Source organism: Vibrio sp. FF266, assembly GCF_041439695.1.
GTDB lineage: Bacteria > Pseudomonadota > Gammaproteobacteria > Enterobacterales > Vibrionaceae > Vibrio > Vibrio tasmaniensis_A.
The window spans coordinates 17,692-39,657 of sequence record NZ_JBGOOO010000031.1 but is presented as its reverse complement, the minus strand read 5'-3'; the positions used below and the strand labels follow the sequence as shown (position 1 = coordinate 39,657).

The 21,966-nt window shown below is 45.1% G+C and carries 23 protein-coding genes and 2 pseudogenes; 5 read left to right on the top strand and 20 right to left on the bottom strand.

Features of this window, described 5'->3' with window-relative positions; translation table 11 throughout:
• Window positions 1-74: 74 nt before the first annotated feature.
• The 18 genes and pseudogenes from ACED59_RS18970 to ACED59_RS18885 all read right to left on the bottom strand — a co-directional run bounded on the left by ACED59_RS18970 (window position 75) and on the right by ACED59_RS18885 (window position 15,813).
• On the bottom strand, window positions 75-1,298 hold the full coding sequence (locus tag ACED59_RS18970; RefSeq protein WP_017099147.1) for a beta-ketoacyl-ACP synthase: 1,224 nt from the start codon (window positions 1,296-1,298) through the stop codon (window positions 75-77).
• Window positions 1,295-2,020, bottom strand: a complete 726-nt coding sequence (locus tag ACED59_RS18965; protein WP_017099148.1) for a 3-ketoacyl-ACP reductase FabG2 — start codon at window positions 2,018-2,020, stop codon at window positions 1,295-1,297. The genes ACED59_RS18970 and ACED59_RS18965 overlap by 4 nt, the downstream gene beginning before the upstream one ends.
• Window positions 2,017-2,481, bottom strand: a complete 465-nt coding sequence (locus tag ACED59_RS18960) for a hotdog family protein (protein ID WP_017099149.1) — start codon at window positions 2,479-2,481, stop codon at window positions 2,017-2,019. Before ACED59_RS18960 ends, ACED59_RS18965 begins: the two co-directional genes overlap by 4 nt.
• Complete coding sequence (locus ACED59_RS18955) at window positions 2,474-3,673, bottom strand: beta-ketoacyl-[acyl-carrier-protein] synthase family protein (RefSeq protein ID WP_017099150.1); 1,200 nt, start codon at window positions 3,671-3,673, stop codon at window positions 2,474-2,476. Before ACED59_RS18955 ends, ACED59_RS18960 begins: the two co-directional genes overlap by 8 nt.
• 5 nt (window positions 3,674-3,678) lie before the next feature.
• On the bottom strand, window positions 3,679-4,302 hold the full coding sequence (locus ACED59_RS18950) for a DUF3261 domain-containing protein (protein WP_017099151.1): 624 nt from the start codon (window positions 4,300-4,302) through the stop codon (window positions 3,679-3,681).
• The gene (locus ACED59_RS18945) at window positions 4,299-6,671 is read right to left on the bottom strand and encodes an MMPL family transporter (RefSeq protein ID WP_017099152.1); all 2,373 of its coding nucleotides are present in this window, start codon (window positions 6,669-6,671) and stop codon (window positions 4,299-4,301) included. The genes ACED59_RS18950 and ACED59_RS18945 overlap by 4 nt, the downstream gene beginning before the upstream one ends.
• Window positions 6,643-7,341 carry an outer membrane lipoprotein carrier protein LolA gene (locus tag ACED59_RS18940; RefSeq protein ID WP_012603410.1) on the bottom strand — a complete coding sequence of 233 codons (699 nt, stop codon included), beginning with the start codon at window positions 7,339-7,341 and terminating at the stop codon, window positions 6,643-6,645. Before ACED59_RS18940 ends, ACED59_RS18945 begins: the two co-directional genes overlap by 29 nt.
• Window positions 7,328-7,858 carry a thioesterase family protein gene (locus tag ACED59_RS18935; protein ID WP_012603411.1) on the bottom strand — a complete coding sequence of 177 codons (531 nt, stop codon included), beginning with the start codon at window positions 7,856-7,858 and terminating at the stop codon, window positions 7,328-7,330. Before ACED59_RS18935 ends, ACED59_RS18940 begins: the two co-directional genes overlap by 14 nt.
• 39 nt (window positions 7,859-7,897) lie before the next feature.
• Window positions 7,898-9,445 (bottom strand): histidine ammonia-lyase, encoded by a 1,548-nt coding sequence (hutH, locus tag ACED59_RS18930; RefSeq protein WP_017099153.1) that lies wholly within the window; start codon window positions 9,443-9,445, stop codon window positions 7,898-7,900.
• Window positions 9,423-10,388, bottom strand: a pseudogene (locus ACED59_RS18925) (glycosyltransferase family 2 protein); the annotation flags it as partial. The gene hutH and the pseudogene ACED59_RS18925, both read right to left, overlap by 23 nt.
• Window positions 10,389-10,450: 62 nt before the next feature.
• Window positions 10,451-11,243 (bottom strand): annotated as a pseudogene (locus ACED59_RS18920) (glycosyltransferase family 2 protein); the annotation flags it as partial.
• A complete protein-coding gene (locus tag ACED59_RS18915; RefSeq protein ID WP_017099155.1) occupies window positions 11,236-11,598 on the bottom strand; it encodes a 3-hydroxyacyl-ACP dehydratase in 363 nt (120 codons plus the stop codon). The pseudogene ACED59_RS18920 and the gene ACED59_RS18915, both read right to left, overlap by 8 nt.
• 87 nt (window positions 11,599-11,685) lie before the next feature.
• The gene (locus ACED59_RS18910; protein WP_017099156.1) at window positions 11,686-13,068 is read right to left on the bottom strand and encodes an AMP-binding protein; all 1,383 of its coding nucleotides are present in this window, start codon (window positions 13,066-13,068) and stop codon (window positions 11,686-11,688) included.
• A 6-nt stretch (window positions 13,069-13,074) separates the two neighbouring features.
• Entirely contained in the window at window positions 13,075-13,632 is a 558-nt protein-coding gene (locus tag ACED59_RS18905) for a septation protein IspZ (RefSeq protein ID WP_012603416.1), read from the bottom strand.
• Window positions 13,632-13,889: an acyl carrier protein gene (locus tag ACED59_RS18900; protein ID WP_009848591.1), complete on the bottom strand. Its 258-nt coding sequence runs from the start codon at window positions 13,887-13,889 to the stop codon at window positions 13,632-13,634. The genes ACED59_RS18905 and ACED59_RS18900 overlap by 1 nt, the downstream gene beginning before the upstream one ends.
• A gap of 10 nt (window positions 13,890-13,899) precedes the next feature.
• Window positions 13,900-14,160 (bottom strand): phosphopantetheine-binding protein, encoded by a 261-nt coding sequence (locus ACED59_RS18895; protein WP_009848590.1) that lies wholly within the window; start codon window positions 14,158-14,160, stop codon window positions 13,900-13,902.
• Between the two features lie 106 nt (window positions 14,161-14,266).
• Window positions 14,267-15,037 carry a 1-acyl-sn-glycerol-3-phosphate acyltransferase gene (locus ACED59_RS18890; protein WP_012603417.1) on the bottom strand — a complete coding sequence of 257 codons (771 nt, stop codon included), beginning with the start codon at window positions 15,035-15,037 and terminating at the stop codon, window positions 14,267-14,269.
• Window positions 15,034-15,813 carry a beta-ketoacyl synthase chain length factor gene (locus ACED59_RS18885; RefSeq protein WP_017099157.1) on the bottom strand — a complete coding sequence of 260 codons (780 nt, stop codon included), beginning with the start codon at window positions 15,811-15,813 and terminating at the stop codon, window positions 15,034-15,036. The genes ACED59_RS18890 and ACED59_RS18885 overlap by 4 nt, the downstream gene beginning before the upstream one ends.
• A 71-nt stretch (window positions 15,814-15,884) precedes the next feature.
• On the opposite strand from ACED59_RS18885, the gene ACED59_RS18880 reads away from it, so the two are divergent.
• The 3 genes from ACED59_RS18880 to ACED59_RS18870 are packed head-to-tail and all read left to right on the top strand — an operon-like array spanning window position 15,885 to window position 18,643.
• Window positions 15,885-16,274, top strand: coding sequence for a hypothetical protein (locus tag ACED59_RS18880; protein ID WP_017099158.1), 390 nt, complete (start codon window positions 15,885-15,887; stop codon window positions 16,272-16,274).
• A gap of 29 nt (window positions 16,275-16,303) precedes the next feature.
• On the top strand, window positions 16,304-17,377 hold the full coding sequence (locus ACED59_RS18875) for a methyltransferase (RefSeq protein WP_009848586.1): 1,074 nt from the start codon (window positions 16,304-16,306) through the stop codon (window positions 17,375-17,377).
• Between the two features lie 24 nt (window positions 17,378-17,401).
• Window positions 17,402-18,643 carry an NAD(P)/FAD-dependent oxidoreductase gene (locus tag ACED59_RS18870; protein ID WP_017099159.1) on the top strand — a complete coding sequence of 414 codons (1,242 nt, stop codon included), beginning with the start codon at window positions 17,402-17,404 and terminating at the stop codon, window positions 18,641-18,643.
• 170 nt (window positions 18,644-18,813) lie between these two features.
• Here the strand turns inward: ACED59_RS18870 and ACED59_RS18865 are convergent, their stop codons facing one another.
• Both ACED59_RS18865 and ACED59_RS18860 read right to left on the bottom strand, forming a co-directional pair.
• Window positions 18,814-19,320, bottom strand: a complete 507-nt coding sequence (locus tag ACED59_RS18865; RefSeq protein ID WP_009848584.1) for a hypothetical protein — start codon at window positions 19,318-19,320, stop codon at window positions 18,814-18,816.
• A 139-nt stretch (window positions 19,321-19,459) separates the two neighbouring features.
• A complete protein-coding gene (locus ACED59_RS18860; RefSeq protein ID WP_017099160.1) occupies window positions 19,460-20,593 on the bottom strand; it encodes a flagellar assembly protein FlgT in 1,134 nt (377 codons plus the stop codon).
• A gap of 192 nt (window positions 20,594-20,785) precedes the next feature.
• Here ACED59_RS18860 and ACED59_RS18855 point away from each other — a divergent pair, with 192 nt between their 5' ends.
• Together ACED59_RS18855 and flgP are read left to right on the top strand one after the other, a co-directional pair.
• A complete protein-coding gene (locus ACED59_RS18855; protein WP_012603422.1) occupies window positions 20,786-21,421 on the top strand; it encodes a FlgO family outer membrane protein in 636 nt (211 codons plus the stop codon).
• A 9-nt stretch (window positions 21,422-21,430) separates the two neighbouring features.
• A complete protein-coding gene (flgP, locus tag ACED59_RS18850) occupies window positions 21,431-21,862 on the top strand; it encodes a flagellar assembly lipoprotein FlgP (RefSeq protein ID WP_012603423.1) in 432 nt (143 codons plus the stop codon).
• Window positions 21,863-21,966 lie beyond the last annotated feature (104 nt).

The window sequence follows — 21,966 nt, the reverse complement described above, 5'->3', positions numbered from 1 at the left end:
AGCTAGATTGAAAAAAGGGTCAGTAACTTGGTTACTGACCCTTTTTATTTGTCTTGAGTTTTATCTAGCTAAGCTCAGATTTTTTTGAATATGATGGAGGTGTTGATCCCGCCAAAGGCAAAGTTATTGCTCATCAGGTATTCAACATCCAATTCGCGACCAGAACCTGTGATGTAATCGAGTTTACCGCAGCGTTCGTCGATGTTTTCAAGGTTCAATGTTGGGCTGAACCAGCCAGAATGCATCATCTCTAGGCTCAACCAAGCTTCAATCGCACCACATGCACCAAGCGTATGGCCAAAGTAGCTTTTCAATGAGCTGATTGGCACTTCACCAAAAATGTTCGCGGTCGCATTACTTTCTGCAATATCGCCTTTATCTGTTGCCGTTCCGTGCGCCGAAACATAACCAATTTTTTCAGCAGGAAGCTGTGCATCTTTCAGCGCTTTCTCCATACAGATTTGCATGGTTTCCATCTGAGGTTGAGTCACATGAGCTGCATCGCAGTTGCTGGCAAAACCGATGATCTCAGCGTAGATCTTTGCGCCACGAGCCACAGCATGTTCATACTCTTCAAGAACAAGTGTACCTGCGCCTTCACCGATAACCAGGCCATCGCGCTCACTGTCGTAAGGGCTAGGGGATTTTTCTGGCGTGTCGTTTTTTAAACTGGTAGCAAAAAGGGTATCGAAAACGGCAGATTCGGTTGGGCATAGCTCTTCACCACCACCGGCAACCATCACGGTTTGGTAACCGTGTTTGATTGCTTCATAGGCGTAGCCAATCGCTTGGCTACCTGAAGTACAGGCACTGCTGGTGGGAATCACACGTCCACGTAAGCCAAAGAATAGCCCGACGTTGACCGCTGCGGTGTGTGGCATCATCTGAACGTAAGTCGTTGCGGTGATAGCTCGTGTCGATTTCTCGTTAAGCATCACGCCAAATGCACCAACAGCGTCAGTACTGCCGGTTGAAGAACCATAGGCAATGCCTGTTTCGCCATTAGTCAAAACGTCGTGGCCAATCAGTCCTGCTTGCTCTAGTGCATTTTCGGTCGCTACTGTTGCTAGGCGAGACACGCGGCCCATGCCACGAACCTGTTTGCGCTTATAGTGCTTAGGTAGTTGGAAGTCATCAATAGGTGCGGCAAGCTTTGTGTTGAGGCCATCGTACTGCTCAAAGCTAGGCATGTACTGGGTCGCATTTTCACATGCTTTTAGTTTTGGCTCGATGTGCTGCCAATCGTTGCCAAAAGCGGTAACGCCTGACATGCCAGTTACAACAACGCGGCGGGTCATACTAAGCCTCCATTAACTGAAATCACTTGGCGAGTTACGTAGCCGGCAATATCCGACATTAGGTAGCTGACTAGGCCTGCTACTTCTTCTGGTTCACCCATGCGGCGTAATGGAACTTGAGGTAGCGCATGCTCTTTTACATGCTCATCAACCATCCCGGTATCGATTAGACCAGGAGCGACACAGTTTACCGTTATCTTGCGTTTTGCGAGCTCTAGAGCCAGAGACTTAGTTGCGCCAATCACACCTGCTTTTGCTGCGGCATAGTTGGTTTGACCGCGGTTACCCATGATGCCGGATACAGAAGCCAGAGTAACGATTCGACCGCCTTTGCGTTTTTGAACCATTGGCATCACGCACGGGTGAAGTACGTTGTAGAAGCTGTCGAGGTTGGTATGGATAACACCATCCCACTCTTCTTCAGTCATAGCTGGGAATGCCGTGTCACGAGTAATACCGGCATTATTCACCACACCATAGTAAGCGCCGTGTTCGGCAATATCTGACTCAAGCGTTTCGCGACATTCGCTGCGATTGCTGATATCAAATTGGATCAGACGTCCTGCAGCACCGAGCTCAGTGATCGACTTTAATGTGTCTTCAGCACCTTGCTTGTCACCCATGTAATGAACGGCGATTTCAAAACCGTCTTTCGCGAGTTGAATAGCGATCGCTTTACCAATGCCTTTACTGGCACCAGTGACTAAAACCTGACGGCTCATGATGGGCTCCTAGTTTTCATTTCTTGTAATTTTTGTTCGGTCGGAACGTAGACGTTGAGTTGGCATTGAGCCACTAACTCGCCTTGGTATTCGACTCTGGCGATAAACACAGCCATGCCACTGTCTTCCATGAGTTGTTCAGCATAGATATCAAGGGTTTGACCTTGAGTAAATTCATCACACAGTGACTTGTAGCGACGAGAACCGAGTAAGAAGCCGATTGGAGGAGTAGTGCCGTTTTTCAGCGCATGGTATCCAGACCAAGCTGCAACAGACTGCGCCATAAACTCGATGCCAACATAAGCTGGGACCGTTTGAGATTCGACGTCAAAGAATAGGTTGTGCGCGCCAATATCGACCTGGCAGTGAATCGACAATGCCTCAACGTTGATAGCTCGATCGATTAATATCATCGGATCATCGTGTGGGAGAAGTTGGTCTACAGAAGGGATATCAGTCATTTACTACACCAAAAATCAGGCTAATGTTGTTGCCACCAAAAGCGAACGAGTTGCTTAAGATGTTCTTTACTTTAAGTTTCTGGGAACAGTTTACCAAATCAATCTCAATATCTTCAGCTTTATACTGACATTTTTGTAAGGGGAGTGGTAAGTCATATTTTAGAATATGCCACGCAATTGCAGCCTCTATCGCACTTGCCGCTCCAAGAGTATGTCCTGTTAGAGGCTTGGTTGAACTGACGGGAACCTTGTTTGCAAAAATACGATGGATGGCTTTGCTTTCCATTGAATCATTGAGTGGAGTTGCGGTGCCATGGGCATTAATATAACCGATGTCTTTTGCTCGTAACTGTGCAGAATCTAACGCCTTTCTCATTGCTTGTTCTGCACCGTTCCCTTCTGGATGGGGCGCGGAAATATGGTGTGCGTCGGAGCTGTCGCCATAGCCTAATAGGGCTATATTCGAAGTGCTTTGAGTTGTATTGGTAGCGGTTGGTTTTGTCTTGCTAAGCAACATAAATGCCGCAGCTTCTCCGATGTTGATGCCATCACGAGAGGCGCTAAAGGGCTTACAATGTGTGGTTGATAGCGCTTCAAGACCATGAAAGCCATTGAGTGTCAGTTTACATAGTGTATCGACACCTCCAACCAACACAGCATCAGCCATTCCTGAATCTAACAAACGTTGGGCAGTAATAAATACACGGCCACTTGATGAGCAAGCGGTCGAGATCGCATAACTTGGCCCGGTTAATGAGCAATATTGACTAACAAACTCAGAGGTGTTCCCTAGCTCTTGTTTGGAATAGTGGAAATCTTCGGGGAAAGAGCCATGTTCGAGTTTGTGTTTAAATGCCGTTTCACCATCAGAAATTCCCGAGGTGCTTGTGCCGATAACTACAGCAATTCTATCGGCACCAAATTGTGATTTTGCTTGCTCGATAGAGTCTTTGATTTGATTAACAGCCGATAACGCCAGTTGATTGTTGCGAGTGGCGTATTCCGCTTGAACTGATGGAATTTCCGGTAAATCACCTGCGACCTTACCAACGACCGTCGGCTTACCGTCGTTTAGCATGTCGCTCACTTCAACCATATTGGAGTCGCATTCATTGCTGAGGCAGCTATGAATGTCAGCAATGCTTGAGCCTAATGCGGAGTGGAAACCACAGTCTTGGATATAAATAGGCATGATGTTTAGCTCTTACTTGGGTTGTCGACAATCGTTGAGTTCAACGTTTGAATGGTGATGGTGTAGCCTTGAATCAAATGTTTGAAAACAATATTGCCTGCCGTTTTATGTGCTCCGGGCTCTGCTTGGTAATCAATTTCAATGATTGGCTGTTGGTTTTCATCAAAGACGGTGCGGCTGTTTTCGGTATCGACCAAATACCAACCGATGTCTTGTAAAGGTTGAGCCCATGCTTCAACTGGCCATAGAGTCAGCATCAAATTAAATAGTACTTGCTCGGGTAGCGGCAGGGTAGCGCCAAGACCAGATAGAACTTGAGTATCAATCGTTTGGTTTTGGTATTGCAGCGATAGAATGCGAGTACCCCAAGAGGAGAAACCCGCCAACACGACTTTGTCTGATGTGACTTCGACTTGAACAGGAAGTTGTTGCGTATCATCTTGCCATGTTGCGCTGATCAGCTGGCTTGCCGTAAATGAGTATCCCAGTTCAGCAGGTAGCGGCAAGGTGAGCTCTGTGTCTTTGTCGATTGCGACACTTGCGCCTGTAGGCTGTTGAGACACCATCGAACAAGCGCTGAGTAGTAAGCCCAATCCAACGGCGAGCGCTATCTTGATTGTTTTGTTCATCTAAAAGCCTCTCGAGAGTTTGATTTTTCCGCTGCTTGTTGGTTGTTGATTGCAAGTGGCGAAAGCAACCACGCGACGAAAATACCAGTTAGGACGGTAACACCGAAACTATGAATGGCATGAGTTTGACTCAACGATAATAAGCCAAACGAGAGTAACGTCGTGAGGCCTGACAAAGTAATCGCCAATAAGGTGCTTAGTGATTTCTTCTGCTCAGCAAAGAACAGGGTATAGTCGATACCAATCCCTAAAATTAGAATCAGTCCAAGCAGGTTAAACAGATTCAGTGTCGAGCCTAAAATGCCCGTGACCGCTAAACCAGCGACTCCGGCAATTAATGAAGGCAACAGCATTAATAGGCTTTGCTTCACACCGTAGCGCCAACCTAACACCATCCCAATAGCGGCCAAAGCTATCAATAATAGCTCGGTGATCTTGACTCTATATTCCGCAAAGAGAGCAGAGATTTCATCGGCTTTATTGAGGTATTTAACACCTTGCTGCTGAGCAAAGCTTGAATCAAGCCATTGAGAGAACAGTTCTGAATTTGTGACGTCTTTGATCAAAATGACTGACGCTGCTTGTCCGTCTATCGGCTTTAACCAAAGTGGTCGAACAGGTTCTGACACTGGTGATTCTAAAAATCCAGATACCGTGATTGCCTCGAACTTTGGTAACTCTGGAAAGCTAGGCCAACCAAGAGTGTTCTGTAAGATATGGCTTTGTTGGCCATAGAGTTGCTCAACTAACTGATAGTTATCATGTTGTTGTTGCTTGCTTAGCAACTGTTGATTGATGCTGCGATATCCGGAGATACCTTGGCTATCGACCAAAGAATCTAAGCTCGTAGTGATCTCAGCCAGTTTTTTTAGCAGTTTTTGATCGCTGTTGGCGGTCACCAGCAGCATATTTTGACCACTGCCTAATCCTGATATCTCAGTAATGGCTTGTTCTTGCTGTTTTAGTTGATCAGGCATCGCTTGAAGTTGACGAATATCGTCGTCGTAGCGAATTTGGCTGAGTGATATCAAACTAACGACAGTCACTATTAATGGTAAGCCAATTCTAAATTTTTGGTTGCTCCAGAGGCTTAACCAAGTATGCCAAAGCTTCGACAAGGGAAGAGGGCGTTCTTGGCTTGGTTTTGCCGCTAAAACCGGATACCAACACACCACACTGGCGTAAGCTGCGATCAGTCCAATCGACGAAAACAGAGCAAGTTGCTGCAATCCCGGGAAAGGTGCCACCAACAGACCTAGGTAGCCAATCAAGCTGGTGATCAGACCCAAGGTGATCGCAACGATAATATGTTTCAAGCCTTTTTCACTTTGCCATTGATTACCAGCCGCCAAACGATCGGTTAGGTAATGGAAAGAGTAGTCGATGGATACGCCAATTAAGCTGGCACCGAATACCAAACTAAACAGGTGAATCTTGCCGAAGATAGCGACGGTGCTTGCCAGCGCAACCAATAATCCGGTACTGATTGAAAGCAAAGACAAGGCAAGTGGGAGGGCGCTACGAAATGTCAGCCACACCAATAAAATTACACCGGCCAATGAGCCCAAACCAATGGTACTGATTTCTGATTTCGCGCTTTCGGTACCGTAATTGGCGTAGAACACCACACCGGTATGCTGCACTTTGACACCAAACTGCTTTTCGATCTCGCGCTCAATTGAATCAAGATCAGGAAGTTGTTCTTGAATCGCCAAGCTATAAGGTGAGCCTGCCAGAGTCGCCGTCACCAAAATATGAGTTTGCTCATTAGATTGAGCGGTGAGGTATCCCTCTTTCAGAACAAAGTTACTTGATTGAACGCCAACAGCACTGATGTAGTCGCGAAATAACAAGAATGGGTCGAGAGATAGCTCTGCTGCGGTGACGCCTGAGAACGGATTGTACAAAGACTGAATGACATATTGAGCTCGCGAATCCGGCGAGTGTGTCAGCGTCTCTTTTTGTTGTTGAGTTAGAAGTTGAGCTCGGTGACGAAAATAGAAATCGCTCCATTGGCTTTGCGTGCTGGCGTTGATCTTGCCTTGAACTTGCTTAAACAGAGTTGGCTGATTTGAGAAAGATCTTTGGTTGAGGGCTTTTTCAAAAGCATCAGTCGCTGTCATGGCTTGTTCGACGTCGGAGGCGCTTATGATAAACACTACTTGCTCGCTCATCGAGCTGGATATCTGCTGGAAGGCTTGCTCTACCATTGGGTCTTGCTGGTTTTCTGGTAGTAACTTTAGAATGTTGCTTTCAATCGGTACCGACGAAGAAAAAGCGAATTGTTTTATTAACAATCCGCTAAACAGTATTACGACAACAAGCCAAGCAAGGGCTAGGCTAGAATTGGAATTGTTGCGCTTCAGCATCTGATAATACTTCCGGTAGATGGCTTAACTGGCTAAATTCGATCACAGTGCTGTCCCCACGAACTTCTCTAAGTTCGATACGTTCAATGTCACCTTTTCCTTGCAGTGTGATGGCTTCAAACACCGCGTTCATTGGCGCATTCTTTGGCTTTAGAGTGAGTGTCCATCGTGTGTCTTCTGAACTTGAGTTTGCACTTTCATCAGAATTTTTCTCAGTCGCTGGTTCAAATGACAGTGAGAATTGCTCTTGAAGTTTTTGCGTGTCCCCGTGAAACACCGACAGGAATATATGGCTGAAATAAAATGCCATTGGGTTTTCTTTATCGGTAATGATCTTAGCGGGTTGATCGGCAAATCTTTGGCTCAGTTTGTTATCGGTTAGCACCAAGCTCACAGGAAAGGGGGTCGCTTGTGTCCAAAGCAAACCATTCGACTTGTCTAACAGGAAAGTACCTTGTGATGTTAGAGGTTGGGCGAACATTTCCATGTTACGTGTTTGAGTAAACTCACCACGAACGATACTATTTTCGCTTAACACGGTTTGTAGTTCTGTAATAGAGCCGACAGCATTCGTGTTCTCGCTAGCGCCAGCAAAGTGGCTCGCCATCATTGAAGCAAGCCCTAGCAGTGCGATACTGATTTGCTTACGCCCGTGTTTAAACAGACTCATGTTTCACCTGCTGCTGTGTGTTAGGTACTTGCGGTTGCTCTGATTGGTGATCGTTTGATTGCTGCTCAGTTGATTGGGGTAAGCAGCCAAATTGATGCCAGTGTTCGATTTTATCGGTAAACACTTTCGGCGAAGCAAAACACATCTCTTGCTCTTCAATGGTTACTGCAACCTGCATGGTGTGAGCGCGTGTCATACGAGCACCGGTGTTGGCATCGTGAATTTCGTAGTCAACACGCAAGCGGTTTTCCCATTCAGTTAACTTAGCGGATACCGTGATCTGATGATTAAACGGTATTGCTTTGATGTACTTTACGCGCGTGTCGATGATCGGCCACATGTAGCCCGAATCCTTCATCTCATGGTAGTTGTACTCAATCTTATCCATCATGATGCGCCTAACTTCTTCAAAAAATCGGAAGTAGTTGCCATGGTAGATCACGCCCATTGGGTCGGCATCTTGGAATGAGGTTACTAAAGTAACCTCTGATTTTAATGGATGAAGGATTTCAGACATAAATCGCTCTCAACAATATTGCGTAAAGGGTTAGCTACTCTAGGAGTAAAGTGACCAGTGTTGACTTTGAATACGAGCAATGAAGTGGCGTAGATCGCCTTCAAGTGGTCGATCTTCTACGATAAATTCAAACTCTTTAAGCACTTCGTCGCGAATGTGCTTTAGGTTTTCACTCATGTGGTGCTCATCAAGCTCATTATGGCGTTTACGAAGCTCAAGCGCTTGTGTCCCCGCCAGAAGTGATGCTGCCGCTACTTGTTCAGTCAGTTCAAGAACGCGTAAGCAGTCACGAGCCGCAATGGTGCCCATGCTGACTTTGTCTTGGTTGTGACACTCGGTTGAACGAGAGAACACGCTTGCTGGCATGGTGTGTTTCAATGCTTCTGCTGTCCAAGCTGAAACGCCAATCTGTACCGCTTTGAAACCGTGGTTGATTGGTTTACGTTCGCCTTCAGCACCCGTTAGGTTAAATGGTAAGCCGTTGTTGAACTTGTAATCCATCAACTGCGCCATTTGGCGATCAAGTAGATCTGCAAGGTTGGCTACTGCTGTTTTTAGCGTATCCATTGCCATTGCGATGTGGCCACCGTAGAAGTGTCCACCGTGCAGTACGCGCTCATTGTCGCCATCGATAATTGGGTTATCGTTAGCGCTGTTGAGCTCGTTCTCAATCATTTGGCGTAGCCAAGGCAGAGAGTCTTGAACCACACCAATCACATGTGGAGCACAACGCAGTGAGTAACGATCTTGTAGGCGATCACTGTTGCGTGGCGGACGATCCGCTTGTAAGTCATCACGTAGCCATGCAGCAACTTGCTGTTGACCCGGATGAGGCTTAACTGCAAACAGCGCTTCATCGAAATGGAAATCGTTGCCTTGCATACCTACAGACACCATTGCGGTGATCTTAGTCGATAGCTGAGCTAGGTATTCTGCACGTTTGTAGGCGATACAAGCCAAAGCCGTCATTACTGACGTGCCATTCATCAATGCCAAGCCTTCTTTTGGCTTAAGCTTGATAGGGTTAATCCCTAGCTCTTTGTAAACGTCACTAGTAGGGCGAACTTCACCTTTGTAGATGACATCGCGCTCACCAATCAGTGCAGCTGCCAGATAAGACAGCGGCGTTAAATCACCACTGGCACCAACCGATCCTTCTTGAGGAATGCGCGGCGAGATATCTTGGTTGATCAGAGTGACGATCTGGTTGAGCAAATCGTGAGTCACACCAGAGACACCTTGTGACAATGAACAAAGACGTGTCGCTAATACTGCACGAGATTGTTCGTGAGACAGTATTTCGCCTAAACCACAGCCATGAAAGCGCGTTAGATGCAGTGGTAATTCATCAACAAGGTTTGGCGGAATTGCAACGGTACATGAGTCACCGTAGCCCGTTGTCACACCATAGATCACGCCTTCTTCTTTCAATAGGCGTTCTAAAAAAGCGACACCGCGGTCGATCTTTGATGTGAACTCATTGCTTGAGTTCATCGAGGCTTTTGCGCCTTGTGAAATAGCGACAACATCCTCAATCGTGAGGCGTTCGGCACCAAAGGTGATGCTATTTGGATTTGTTTTCGTCATGGTGCTTGCTCAATGTCCAAAAGTTAAAAAAGTTGTACCACTGAAGCGGTGCTTTCAGTGTGTAGTGCTGAAGTCGGTCTGCGTATTTCTGCACGACTTGCTGTAAAGATTGTTCGCGAGTCTTCCTTGGTAGCTCTATCTTGTCGCTGAAATGCTCAAAATAGACATTAAAATGCGGTTTGGTTTGTGAGTCATCTCGTAGGCCAAACAATAAGAATACTGGCGCTTTGAGAACAGAGGCTAACATAAATGGCCCTTGAGGGAAGGGAGCTTCTTTACCCAAGAACTCTGCCCATACTGAGCGACTCTCTTTGCTGGTGGAGGTTCTATCGCCAACGATCACAATCCATTCACCTTGCTCCAATTTTTGTTGCAACAAGATGGCGGTATCAGGGCCCATCGATGTCACCTGAATCAGGTTTAAATCAGATTGTGGGTTTACTGCTTTCATCACCGAATTAAAGCGTTCGGCGTGTTCCGTGAAGACCAGCGCATTGATTTTGATGTGTGAGTGTCGACGTCCCAAAGCACGGCACAACTCGATATTACCAAGGTGAGAACCCAGGATTAGCACACCTTGCTGGTTTTCCACCATACTTTCGAATTGCTCTTGACCATGAATGGTCAGGTTATCGACTGAAAAATCACCTTTCCATGCGGCTAATTTGTCTAGCATGGTATGGCCAAACGAAAGCAGGTGGTTATAACTGGTTAATTCAGCGGGTAACTCAATATTCTGTTGCTCTGCGTATGTCTTAAGCTGGAATAGGTATTGCTCAGAAGCGTTTCGCGCGCGCTTGCCTGTCAAATGGTAGTAACGCATCACACCGCGCAAAATTAGGTTGAATACACCTCGGCCTAATAGTGAGTACACAGCTAACAACAGTTTGATACCGAGAACTGTGCCGCGCTCTTGAGTTCTGGACCAATGAGGCTGTTCAGTGCTATTTGGTGTCTGCTGCGCCTGATTGCTTTCTGAAAATTGTGTCGAACTTGTTAGGTGATCTTCAGAATTTGATTTGAAGTGACGAGCAATCAGCTTAGGGGCTCTTGGCAGCATGCCGAAGAACAGTCGAGTATGCATCCAACTGATTTTTACGTTGTCCCGCAGCGCATCGAAATGAGAGACACCATTTTCAGGGTAGATGACTCGCGTCTCAATGAAGTCAATGTCGCAACCTTCCCAGTATAAGCGAACCAGAATCTCGATATCGAAGTCCATTCTCGAACCGACATCGTATTTATTCAGTACTGTTTGTGTCTTATCGATTGGATACACTCTAAAGCCACACATGCTGTCTTTAATCGAGAGAGATAGAGTTTCTATCCACACCCAAATATGTGTCGCGTAGCGCCCGTAGAGCCTTGCCTTCGGTACGCTATCGTCATAGACAGGCTGACCTGAGATCAGGCGCTGGGGCTTAGCTTGTGACGCTTCGATTAATGCGGGTAGGGCGTCTAGGTCATGTTGACCGTCAGCGTCAATCTGAATGGCATGACTAAAGCCGAGATCCTGTGCTCGTTTGATGCCAGCCTTTACGGCACCGCCTTTACCTTGGTTCTGCTCTAGCGTCACCAAGGTTACGTTTGAATTCTCTACTAGGGGAGCCAGAAACTGTTTCGTGGTGAGTTCACTGCCATCGTCAACGATGATAATCGGCAACTCAAAATGATGGAGTGACGACACCACTGCAGGCATGGTTTCACCGTGGTTAAAGCACGGGATTAGGAAGCAAGCTTTGTAGTTGCTTTCTTTTGTTACGTGTTGAGAAGCAGCCTCAGCAGGAGCGCTATTCACTTTTCTCTCCCAGCTTCATTTTTCCTGAAGAGTGGGTCTGTTCACCGTTGTTTGAGGTGTAGCTGAAGCTCAGCTTGTCTTTGTCAGCATCCCATTTGAGTGATAGCTGGATTGTGGCGTCAGGAAGGATAGGCTCTTGGAATTTGATGACCTCCATACCTTTAAAGTAACCAGGGACATTTAACTTTTGGACAGCATAGTGAAGTGCCCAGTCAATTTGTGTCACACCGGGAAGAATAGGGAAGCTCTTAAAGTGCCCCTTAAAATCGGTGATGTCTCCGGTAACATGGAGTGTCAGGGTCGATTCTTTCTCTACAGTGTCAACAGCAATGACGTTTGGTTTTCTCTTATCCATAGCGTGTGCTTAGAATCCTTGGGCTAAAATGGGTCTTCTGACAAAAATATAAAAGATAATCTCAGTATAAAATGCGACCAGTGATTTTTATGATTTGACGAGCTGCTCTATGTGAGAGGTTAGTCGCTTGCCTTGGCTGTTGAGGGGGATCTCATCAACAACACGATACTTTCTTGGAATAGCGATTGGCTCTAACCATTTTCTGAGTTCTGAACGTAACATTAACCAGAATTTACCTTTACTCATGGTTGCGAGAGTCACTTGGCCTTCCTCTGATAATACCAAAACCGATGCTAAAATTAAGCGTTCAGGCTCTTCAAAGGGAATGACCACACACTCGCTTATCCAAGGTAGTTGCTCCAGTCGCTTTTCAACTTCAACCAGTGATACTCGTTTTTCTTCTATCTTGATCACTCGGTCGGTTCGGCCTTTCAATATAAATTGATTCTCTGAGACCATTTCGCACTCATCTGCGGTTTGATACCAGTTGTTTTTGTCGATGTACGGCGACAATAACTTAATGCAATTCTCACTATTAAGACTAGCCTTAATACAGTCAAAAAGCTGCCAAGGTGTTTGAACGCTCTGTTGCTGACGAAACGCGATGCCGCCGGTTTCTGTGCTGCCAAACACCTCGATAGGTAAATGCCCAAGCAGATCTCGTGATTGATGAGCCGACTCGGTAGGTAAAGGGCCACCAGAAGAGAACACCCCCGCTAGATGCGTAGACTTTGTCTCGTGTTTTAATCGTTTGAGTAGCGCAGGGCTGCTGATCAACACGCTCTGCTTGTTAGCGTGAGACAGGATCTGTTCCGGGTATTCGAGATTGTTTCGAGAAAATGGAACTCCAGAACAAAGTGGCCATAAGATTCGAAACAACAGACCATAGATATGTTGGTGTGATACGGTGCTGTGGATTTGGTTGTCTTTAAGCAAGGCGCCCCAGTTTTTATCTAGCTGAGCGATTTCAATATCTAGGTGTTCTAGTGTTTTATTGATTGCCTTCGGCGTACCGCTTGAACCTGAAGTAAACAGGGTCAATTGGATTGCTGCTAACTCAATGGCGGGAAGATTATCGGTTAGAGGTTCTCGTATTTCGGTGTCTAATAAGGTTTGGATATTGCGAACTTCATTTATTTCCACTGCACCAATCGCATCATCGACCAACAGACAGTCAAAATGCTCACTCAGCTCGGCAAGCGCACACGGTTGATAGTTACCTGGCAAGATGATGTGTTTGTTGCTGGCTGCGCACGCTAAAAAGGCCACTGAAAATAGGTAGCTGTCTTGGGTGCAAATCGCAACTCGTTGAAAAGGGGATGAAGATAAAAGCTGTACGAGTTGAGATAAGTCGTCGTTAAATGTTTGCCACGAAATCTCGCTATTGTCGTCAAAGCAGACAATAGAATCAGGCGATCTGTTCTGACTAAGAAGTTCAGACAAGGAAGTGTAAGAGATGGTTTGTGTCATAACAATTTAACTCTGACGAATGCGCTGTCTTACTACCCACTCTCCTGCAAAGAGCAACCCCGCAAATACATAGCTGAGTAAGCCATTGTATAGGGTCCATATTTCAAGAGGTTGGAAGCAGGTGTAAAGGGCGATAGAGCCATTGATAACAAAGAACAGACACCAAACTTTGGTGACTGTTCGTGTGTAATCAACGCCACTTTGTGGAAGTTCTGGCTCTTGGAGGCGAGCAAGCCGCTCGATAATCGTTTGCGGTTGCCATAGGCTCGAGGCGAACACAACCAGCATACAAACATTAACGATGACGGGGTAATAAGTTAGCCAGCCGTGCTGTTTGAAGGTTAACCCTAATGCCAGCAGAACAATTCCGGCACTTCCGCTAATCCAAGCTAGGTGTTTTAGCTCTTTGATTTTAGCCTGACCACCGGTGAAAATGCGGACAGCAAAAATAGCGGCTAAGACTATACCAACGGTTTGTAGGCCAAACTTGTTGAGTCCAAAGTAAACCGCTATTGGATAAGTGAAAAGTATGATTGCCGACAGTAAAGTCAGCAGAGGACGCATTATGCGTCCTTCAATAGTTCAACCACAGACTCGACAACGTCATTAACGGTGCGTACTGCTTTGAACTCTTCAGGCTTGATCTTCTTACCTGTAACGTTCTGTAAGTGAACGACCAAATCAACGGCATCAATGCTGTCGAGATCGAGGTCGAGATAAAGGTGTGCTTCTGGAGTGATATCTTCAGCATCAAGCTCAAACAGCTCGATAAGCGCATCTTTAACCTGGTTGAATACTTCTTGTTGGTTAGCTTGTGTCATAAAGATCTGTCTAGTTGTTTGTTTTAGATGAAATGTAGTTAGCTAGGTTTTCAACCGATGCAAAATGCTGGCGAGTGTTTGAATCGTCGGCATCGATAACAATGTTGTACTTTTTCTTGATAGCAAGGCCGAGCTCAAGGGCATCGATAGAATCTAATCCAAGTCCATCACCAAACAGTGGTGCTTCCGTTTCAATTTCATCAATGCTCATATCTTCAAGATTCAGTGCGTCGATAATCAGTTGTTTTAGTTCGTTGTGTAATGTTTCCACTTAGGCCTACTTAGTACTTTATCTAAATGCTACTTCAAGGGGGGCGATTCTACATTATGTGATGTATTTTCGAAACGCTGATATCACCAGTTGTTTTATTGATGAGCTAAATATTCTCTTCGGAAGGAAAAATAGTCTGTGCAAGGTGTTGATTGAGGCGCCTTGCTGCCGAAGTTAAGTTGTTTGAATTCTCAATAAAGGGTGCGACGTCTATTTTACCTTTCACTGCGATATGAAAAAAGGGTTTAGTGGCAGGAACTTGATACCATTTTTTCTCTTTTGTTAAGAATGTCGGAGAAACTGTAATATGAATCACGCGTAAATCGGTTTGTGTTCGAGTGGCAATTTGTGCCGCACCACGTTGTAAGGATGGTTCAATTCCTGGCGTTGTGCGAGTTCCTTCAGGGAAAACTAACAATACATTTCCACGCGAAAAGCGTTCTTCACAGCGTTCTAAAAGATCGTCAGGGGTTTGGTTGGGTATGTATCCCGCTGCTTTGACAATCCTCTTCATAAACGGGTTTTCCCATATTGCCGCTTTAACAAGACAATCACATTGAGGAAGTTGAGAGGCGATTAGTACATAGTCAATCAAGCTAGGGTGATTGGCGACAATGATGCAGTTGCGATCTTCGCGGAGCAGTTCGGCGCCATCAATTTGGTAATCAATCGCGCCTGTGAACTTCATTATTTGGCAGAATGCATTGAATGAGAAACGGATTAATCGTTGTGCTTTGAGCTCTCTTTCTATGACGTTGCGAGTCGTTAGGGCGATCGAAGGTAAGATTAAGAAGCTTAAGACTAAGCCTCCCAAACCAAAGATGGTAAAGCAGAGCCCCGTCGCGAATACTCGCCAACATTGGCCTACTTTGCTCATTTCTGTGCACCTGCTTGGGCGTTATTGACCCAGGACCAGTTTTGGTGCTTACCAGCAATAGTCCAATGCTGTGTTCCCAATAGGATATGTTGTAGCGTTTGTAGGCCTTGTGGTAAATCAGCGGCTGAGCTGTCTCTAACTTTGGGGGGGCTAGCGATTGGTTTACTTGTTACTGCTCTCGAAACTGAGTAGTCACTGCCTGCAGTGACTACTAAACCTAGAGCGTAGTCAGCATAGTGCTGATTTTCGTATTCTCGATATACATCAGGCAGAGGTTGGTCGAAGTCAATGACGAGTACACGATGTGACGGATACTGATGTAGGTAAAGATAAGCTTCAATCAGGGCGTTGTGAAAGGTATCTTGCCCAGCAGCGATAGAGGTCAGTGGAATCGGTGCTTTTGCAGCAATCGTTGTTAGACCTGCAGCGGTGTTGTGTACCGATTGGGAAAACGCCATTGGAGAGGCATCGTCACCTTCTAATATTGATTGAATTAAAGTGGCTGTTCGGTGGAGCTCACCATGCCGACTGGCAAAAACCAGATAATCAATCGAGGTATCTTTTAATAGAGTTAATGCGGTTTGGACGGCCAGTTTGCTTTGCAGGCTCATTCGGCGGCGCATCATAGGAGGGATGGCTTTAAATTCGGTTGAGCCATTTTGTGGCCAATCTAAATGAGTGCTCCACGTTTGCCACTCGGCAACGGAATAGAGGCCTGGCGAATTTGCTGACCATTTTTCAATATTAAACGACATTAATTGGGATTGATTTGACATAGAGTATTGATTTACTTTGGGTCTAACTAATACTATGCATGCTTATAAATAAACACGGGTAAGGAGTTTAAATGAAATTACTAAAAATAGCCGTTTCAATGTTATTTATACTCGTTCTTGCAGGCTGTGGACGTGTCCAACCTGTAATGAATGTTGAGGATACTCCAGTTGTTTTGAATCTTCAAAGTAAACAGGTGAAATCAGCGATTTATGAGTCTGCTGAGAACCGAGGTTGGTTGGTTTCAGAAATTAAGCCAGGCCTAATCCGTGCTGAACTGTATGTCCGTTCACATCATGCTGTGGTTGATATTCCATATAATGATAAGTTTTACTCTATTCTTTACGTCGAATCAGAGAATTTGAAGTACGACGATGGTGAAATACACCGTAATTACAACCGTTGGGTTAATAACTTGAACGTTGATATTAAACGCAAGCTTGCACAAATGGCTGCTATGTAGCTCTCTATTATTTTAAAGTTAGGTTTTTCGTGTCGGAATATAAATTAGATCCATTTAACGCATTAGAAGCAAAAACAGAAGCGCAAAAATTGTCTTTTGCTCCTATTGTTTTTCATACAGCTCGTACACTTCGTGATTTAGGTATTTTGAAAGCGTTAGATGACGCGGGCAATGATGGTTTACCCGCTGAAACTATTTCTCAAGCAACGGGTGTATCCGAATACGGTGTCAAAGTTCTGCTTGATATGGCGTTGAGTGCTCATATCGTTACTTGGGATAAGCCCCATTATAAAATGGCTAACCTAGGCTTCTATCTATTGCACGATGGCATGACCAACGCAAATATGGATTTCACGGCTGATGTTTGTTATGCCGCGATGATGCATTTAACCGAAGCAATAGAAGAAGGTACACCTGCAGGCCTGAAAGAGCTGGGTGATTGGGAAACGATTTATCAAGGTTTGTCTCAATTACCAGAAAAAGCAAAAGAGAGCTGGTTTAAGTTTGATCATTTCTACTCAGATCGTTCTTTCCCCGTGTTGCTTGAGAAAGTTTTCAGTAAGAAGCCTAAATCGCTGGTGGATATTGGCGGTAATACAGGTAAGTGGGCAATGCAATGTTGTAACTACGACTCTGATGTCGAGGTGACGATTGTCGATTTGCCGCAGCAATTAGAAATGGCAATGGCAAACGCAACACAGCACGGTCATCAAGACCGAGTGACTCCATTCCCCGCTAACATGCTTGATAAACAGCAAGCGCTGCCGACAGGTACGGATGTGTGGTGGATGAGTCAGTTCCTTGATTGTTTCTCGCCAATGGAAATTCTTAGCATATTAAAGCGTGTTCGCTCTCATATGTCAGAAGACGCGACTGTTTATATCCTTGAACTGTTTTGGGATGCACAGAAATACGATGCGGCTTCTTATAGCTTAAATGCGACGTCTCTCTACTTCACTTGCTTGGCCAACGGCAACAGCCGCTTTTACCGCAGTGAAGATTTCCTAGAGATAGTGGAAGAGGCTGGCTTTGATGTGGTGACTCGTACCGACGATATCGGTCTTGGGCATACGCTTCTGGAGCTGAAAGCTAGCGCGAAATAATCATGGTAAACATGGCTTAAATTAATGAAAAAACTGTCAACTCAAGTAGTGATCATCGGAGCTGGCCCATCTGGGTCTATTGCTGCGTCTTTGCTTCATAAAAAAGGCATCGATGTTCGAGTGATTGAAAAGAGCCTTTTCCCCCGTTTTTCTATTGGTGAAAGCCTGTTACCTGCGTGCATGGAAGTGATCGAACAAGCGGGCATGAGCGAAGCTGTGGCTAATGCTAACTTCCAATTTAAAGATGGCGCGGCTTTTCGTAAAAATGGTGTTTATACGGCGTTTAATTTTGAAGATAAGTTCTCTTCTGGGCCGGGAACGACGTTTCAGGTTCAACGAGGTACTTTTGATAAGGTAATGGCAGACTGTGCTGAAGCGCAGGGTGTTACCATTGATTACCAACATGAACTGATAGGCATTAACTTCGCTGAAGACCGTACTGTACTAGATGTACAAATACAGGGTGGAGAGCGTTATCAGCTAGAGGCTCAATACGTCCTTGATGGTAGTGGTTTTGGTCGAGTGTTACCCAAGATGCTCGATTTAGAAGAGCCATCACGACTTCCTCCGCGCAAAGCTATCTTCACACATATTAATGATCATATCTCAGCAACGGATACTGATCTTGAATACGATCGCAGTAAAATTTTGGTCTCGGTACATCCAACCAATCCTGATGTTTGGTATTGGTTGATTCCCTTCAGTAACGGAGTCTCTTCATTCGGTGTGGTAGGGGAACCTAAATTCTTTGAATCATACCCAGAAGACAAGATTTCGGCGATTAAGCAGCTGGCAACAGAAGAGTCGGGCTTGGCCGAGATTTTGGCAAATGCGGAGTATCCAAATCCCGCAGGCGAAATTGGTGGCTATTCTGTCAACGTTAAACATCTTGCAACCGATAAGTATGCATTACTGGGTAATGCAGGGGAATTTCTTGACCCTGTATTTTCATCGGGAGTGACTATTGCGATGAAGTCGGCTCAGTTTGTGGTTGAGTGTGTGGAAAAACAACTCAATGGTGAGAAAGTCGACTGGGATCGTGAATACGCTGAACCATTGATGATTGGGGTAAATACTTTCAGAACGTATGTTGAAGGGTGGTACTCGGGGGCTCTTCAGGATGTGATTTTCTATCAAGAACCAAACCCGAAGATAAAGCAAATGGTATGTTCGATTTTGGCGGGCTACGCATGGGATCAAAGCAACCCATATGTAAACGAGTCAAAACGTCGATTGAAGACGCTGGCAGAGATATGCCGAAGCTAGATGGTCTATTTAGTATGTAATAGCATGCTAAATGGTCACTATGGTTAGCCATAAATCAAAACAGCCGCAATGCGCGGCTGTTTTTGTATCTGATAATCAGCCTCTCAGCTCGAGTACCAACTCCAGTACGTCAGAATCCAAAGTTTCTAACGAAGTTATCGAGGTTGATACTACTTCAGATCAATGCTGTTCAATCGTCCCATAAAGATAAGCAGCTCAATCACATCTTTGTGAGCTTCAAGCAGTGCTCGTTTGGTTTGGCTGTAGGCTGCGAGTCGACCGTGTTTTCGTATAGAGCATACTTTTGTTCTATATTTGTAATCACCATTCTCAGAGAAAACACGCCATTTCGCTATGTAGCACTCGTCGCGATGTTCAGGGTCACTCTGCGTTGGATTAGGCTTAAATACAATTTTAGGCTCTAAACTATGAGGCAGACGTGTCATGAGATAGGGTTCTTTGAGGACCTTTGGCCAAAACTTGCCCCAAAGCTGTCTACCTAGCTCATCTCTTAATTTGATGGTTTTCTTGAGTGCTTTGTCTTCCCCCATACGAACAAAGCCAACTGAACGATGTAATACCGTATCGTCGGGTGTATGAATGTGGATCTTAAAAGCGGTCTTACCTTTCGAGATAAAGCGGTAACCGGTAGCACCAATTAGATTATTCTGGCTCATAGTTCGCTAAATGATGATTATGTTATTAATAAGATTACGACAAATACCGCGAAACCGAAACTAATCCTCATGAAAAAAATAAAGCCTTAGTACTTTTGCTAAGGCTTTATTAGAAAACATGAGTTGATGGTGCTGCTAACTACATGATTTTCTGCATTACATCACCAATTTGAATGCTTCCCGCAAGGCTTGGTTGATCAATGGTGAGTTCAGCTTCGTTTTCATAAACGCGAGAAACCGTCAGGGTGATATCGCTTTGAGAGACCTTATTGCGTGGCAAGCCTCTTTGGTCGATAAATGAACCTGTGTGCCAAAGCTGAAGTTTGTCGCCTTGTTCTACACCGTGTATTCGTCCTAAATCAATGGTCACCATATTCCCAAACACAGCAGCAACTTCAGGAAGCGTGATTTTACAAGATACTTCCGATTCTAAATCCAACATAATATTACGACTGACACGAAGCATCATACTGCCATAGGTTGATGCCCAGAAACGAGCACTGCGGGTGTCGATTTCACTGGTCTTCGCAAATGGCCATTTTGCTACTTCACGATAGCTTCGGTTGTAAACCTGATGACCTGTTTTACCATCGAATACCTGCATTTCTAACGCAAATTGGCGATTGATAATGTCGTCTTTCAAAAGCTTCGATTCAATGGTTGCGGTTAAGTCGGTGATGTCACCACCTATGATGTACTGTGCCCCCGTATCTTGTGCGATCATTTTGATCACTTCCGGTCGACGCTTGTCAATGTCGTAATTTGTTGTGCCAACAGAGACAAAACTGCGAGATTCTTGCGCCAGTTGTCGGTTAACAACATGGCCAAAATCATCACCAATGTTATAGATTCGGCCCATCACAGCTTGTTGTGGAGAGCTTACATCAATATTACCGACCAAAAACGTCTTCTTATATTGGCTTTCATGGCAAGCACTTGCCGAAGGGTAGATGTCTATCCTTGCAGTGACCATTATATTGCCACCGCGTTTCTTCTCTTTTTCTACTAAGATGTAGCGCACTTCATGATTGGTAAATTGAAATTCTTTCTTTTTTGCATCTAAGTAGGGGGTGAGGTTTGCAATACTGCCGATGTCAGCACCAGAGAACTGTATGGCTTTGTAAACGGCATCCTCTAGGGCATGAACCCTTGCCGCATCCTCTGACGATACGATGGTTGCAGTACCGGTAACTTCATACCAAGAGGCATGAGTACTGAAGCTGATGGTTGTCAGTAAACTTATTGAAAATAAGTAATAAATTATTTTTTTCATCTATTCGTTACCAGTTGGGTATAAATATTGCTTAACAAATATCTATAAGCTTAAAGCTGACTCAAGTGCGTTTTTCATAATCTGAACCATTAATGAAAAGCAAAGATTGTTCCAACATTGTAATCCATTGAAAAGAGTCATGGCGAGAACATATTGGAACAGCAAGCACTAAATATATCTGGAGATAAGAGAATGAAAAAATGGCTCGTAGTAATGAGTGTCATGTTAATGACATCATGCGCTTATTCGCCAATCTATAACGGTAAATCTGAGTATTCAGGCAGTCCGTTTATGTTGATGGACAGCCCGCGTCATACCATGGATTTTTTCGTGGAAAGCATGACCGAAGATTTGATCTTGTCGAATACGAGTATTTCAGCCAGAACACCCATTGCCATTACCTCGTTTGTCGATCTGCAACACATGGACACAACCAGTTGGTTAGGAAACTCGGTATCAGAAGGTTTCATTCATCAGTTTCAGCGTCGAGGTTTTAAAGTGGTTGATTTTAAAACCACAGGCTCTATCCAAGTGACCCACCAGGGGGATTTTGCTATTAGCCGCGATTGGAAAGACTTAGCCCAAGAGCAAGACGTCCAGTATGTTTTGACTGGAACTATGCTTCGTCAAGAAGGCGGTGTTCTAGTGAATGCTCGTGTGGTCGGAATGCAAACTCGCATCGTTGTTGCTTCCGCACAAGGCTTTTTACCTGCAGACCGTATTGGTCGTGACTTAGATACTCTGAACAGTATTCGAACTCAAGATGGGGTTATTATTCGTTCTGATCCAACGATCAGTCAGCCTCATACTGTTATTCTTCGCCCTTAGGAGTTCGTGATGAAGAAGTTAATATTTGTTGTTGCCGCTTTATTGCTTGTCGGCTGCCAACCATTACAAAGCATGAGACCTAATGACTTTTTGGTTGCGGTTGGCTACGCGAGTGTCAGCGAGCAGAAAGGTCGTAATGACGAAGAGAAACGTATTCGAGCAATGAGAGCCTCTAAAATTGATGCGTATCGTGAACTTGCCGAGCAAGTGTATGGTATGCGCGTGAGTGGTCGAGCTGAGCTTGAAGATCAGCGTCTTGGTACTGAGAGAACTTCAGGCGCGGTTGATGGTGTTATCCGTGGTGCTGAAGTGGTGCGCAGTTACCCTGTTGGCGACAGCTATGTGACTGAACTGCGGTTAGACATCCAAAAAATGGAACAACTGCGTAATTATGGCGAAGTTCAGCCAGTGCCTGAGAAGAGACAACAAACGTTGTTCTAGTTTAAGGGTCGTCTAGTTATAGGTTTCTCCTGTTATATTGGCTGCTATTCGCTTTCCAGATGGCGTAACGGCAACCAGTAACGGATATGAATAAGAAAGCGGCA

Bases quoted from the DNA above. Each gene is read 5' to 3' on its own strand.
- ACED59_RS18970 (WP_017099147.1), bottom strand. From the start codon at position 1,298: ATGACCCGCCGCGTTGTTGTAACTGGCATGTCAGGCGTTACCGCTTTT.
- ACED59_RS18965 (WP_017099148.1), bottom strand. From the start codon at position 2,020: ATGAGCCGTCAGGTTTTAGTCACTGGTGCCAGTAAAGGCATTGGTAAA.
- ACED59_RS18960 (WP_017099149.1), bottom strand. From the start codon at position 2,481: ATGACTGATATCCCTTCTGTAGACCAACTTCTCCCACACGATGATCCG.
- ACED59_RS18955 (WP_017099150.1), bottom strand. From the start codon at position 3,673: ATGCCTATTTATATCCAAGACTGTGGTTTCCACTCCGCATTAGGCTCA.
- ACED59_RS18950 (WP_017099151.1), bottom strand. From the start codon at position 4,302: ATGAACAAAACAATCAAGATAGCGCTCGCCGTTGGATTGGGCTTACTA.
- ACED59_RS18945 (WP_017099152.1), bottom strand. From the start codon at position 6,671: ATGCTGAAGCGCAACAATTCCAATTCTAGCCTAGCCCTTGCTTGGCTT.
- ACED59_RS18940 (WP_012603410.1), bottom strand. From the start codon at position 7,341: ATGAGTCTGTTTAAACACGGGCGTAAGCAAATCAGTATCGCACTGCTA.
- ACED59_RS18935 (WP_012603411.1), bottom strand. From the start codon at position 7,858: ATGTCTGAAATCCTTCATCCATTAAAATCAGAGGTTACTTTAGTAACC.
- hutH (WP_017099153.1), bottom strand. From the start codon at position 9,445: ATGACGAAAACAAATCCAAATAGCATCACCTTTGGTGCCGAACGCCTC.
- ACED59_RS18915 (WP_017099155.1), bottom strand. From the start codon at position 11,598: ATGGATAAGAGAAAACCAAACGTCATTGCTGTTGACACTGTAGAGAAA.
- ACED59_RS18910 (WP_017099156.1), bottom strand. From the start codon at position 13,068: ATGACACAAACCATCTCTTACACTTCCTTGTCTGAACTTCTTAGTCAG.
- ACED59_RS18905 (WP_012603416.1), bottom strand. From the start codon at position 13,632: ATGCGTCCTCTGCTGACTTTACTGTCGGCAATCATACTTTTCACTTAT.
- ACED59_RS18900 (WP_009848591.1), bottom strand. From the start codon at position 13,889: ATGACACAAGCTAACCAACAAGAAGTATTCAACCAGGTTAAAGATGCG.
- ACED59_RS18890 (WP_012603417.1), bottom strand. From the start codon at position 15,037: ATGAGCAAAGTAGGCCAATGTTGGCGAGTATTCGCGACGGGGCTCTGC.
- ACED59_RS18885 (WP_017099157.1), bottom strand. From the start codon at position 15,813: ATGTCAAATCAATCCCAATTAATGTCGTTTAATATTGAAAAATGGTCA.
- ACED59_RS18880 (WP_017099158.1), top strand. From the start codon at position 15,885: ATGAAATTACTAAAAATAGCCGTTTCAATGTTATTTATACTCGTTCTT.
- ACED59_RS18870 (WP_017099159.1), top strand. From the start codon at position 17,402: ATGAAAAAACTGTCAACTCAAGTAGTGATCATCGGAGCTGGCCCATCT.
- ACED59_RS18865 (WP_009848584.1), bottom strand. From the start codon at position 19,320: ATGAGCCAGAATAATCTAATTGGTGCTACCGGTTACCGCTTTATCTCG.
- ACED59_RS18860 (WP_017099160.1), bottom strand. From the start codon at position 20,593: ATGAAAAAAATAATTTATTACTTATTTTCAATAAGTTTACTGACAACC.
- ACED59_RS18855 (WP_012603422.1), top strand. From the start codon at position 20,786: ATGAAAAAATGGCTCGTAGTAATGAGTGTCATGTTAATGACATCATGC.
- flgP (WP_012603423.1), top strand. From the start codon at position 21,431: ATGAAGAAGTTAATATTTGTTGTTGCCGCTTTATTGCTTGTCGGCTGC.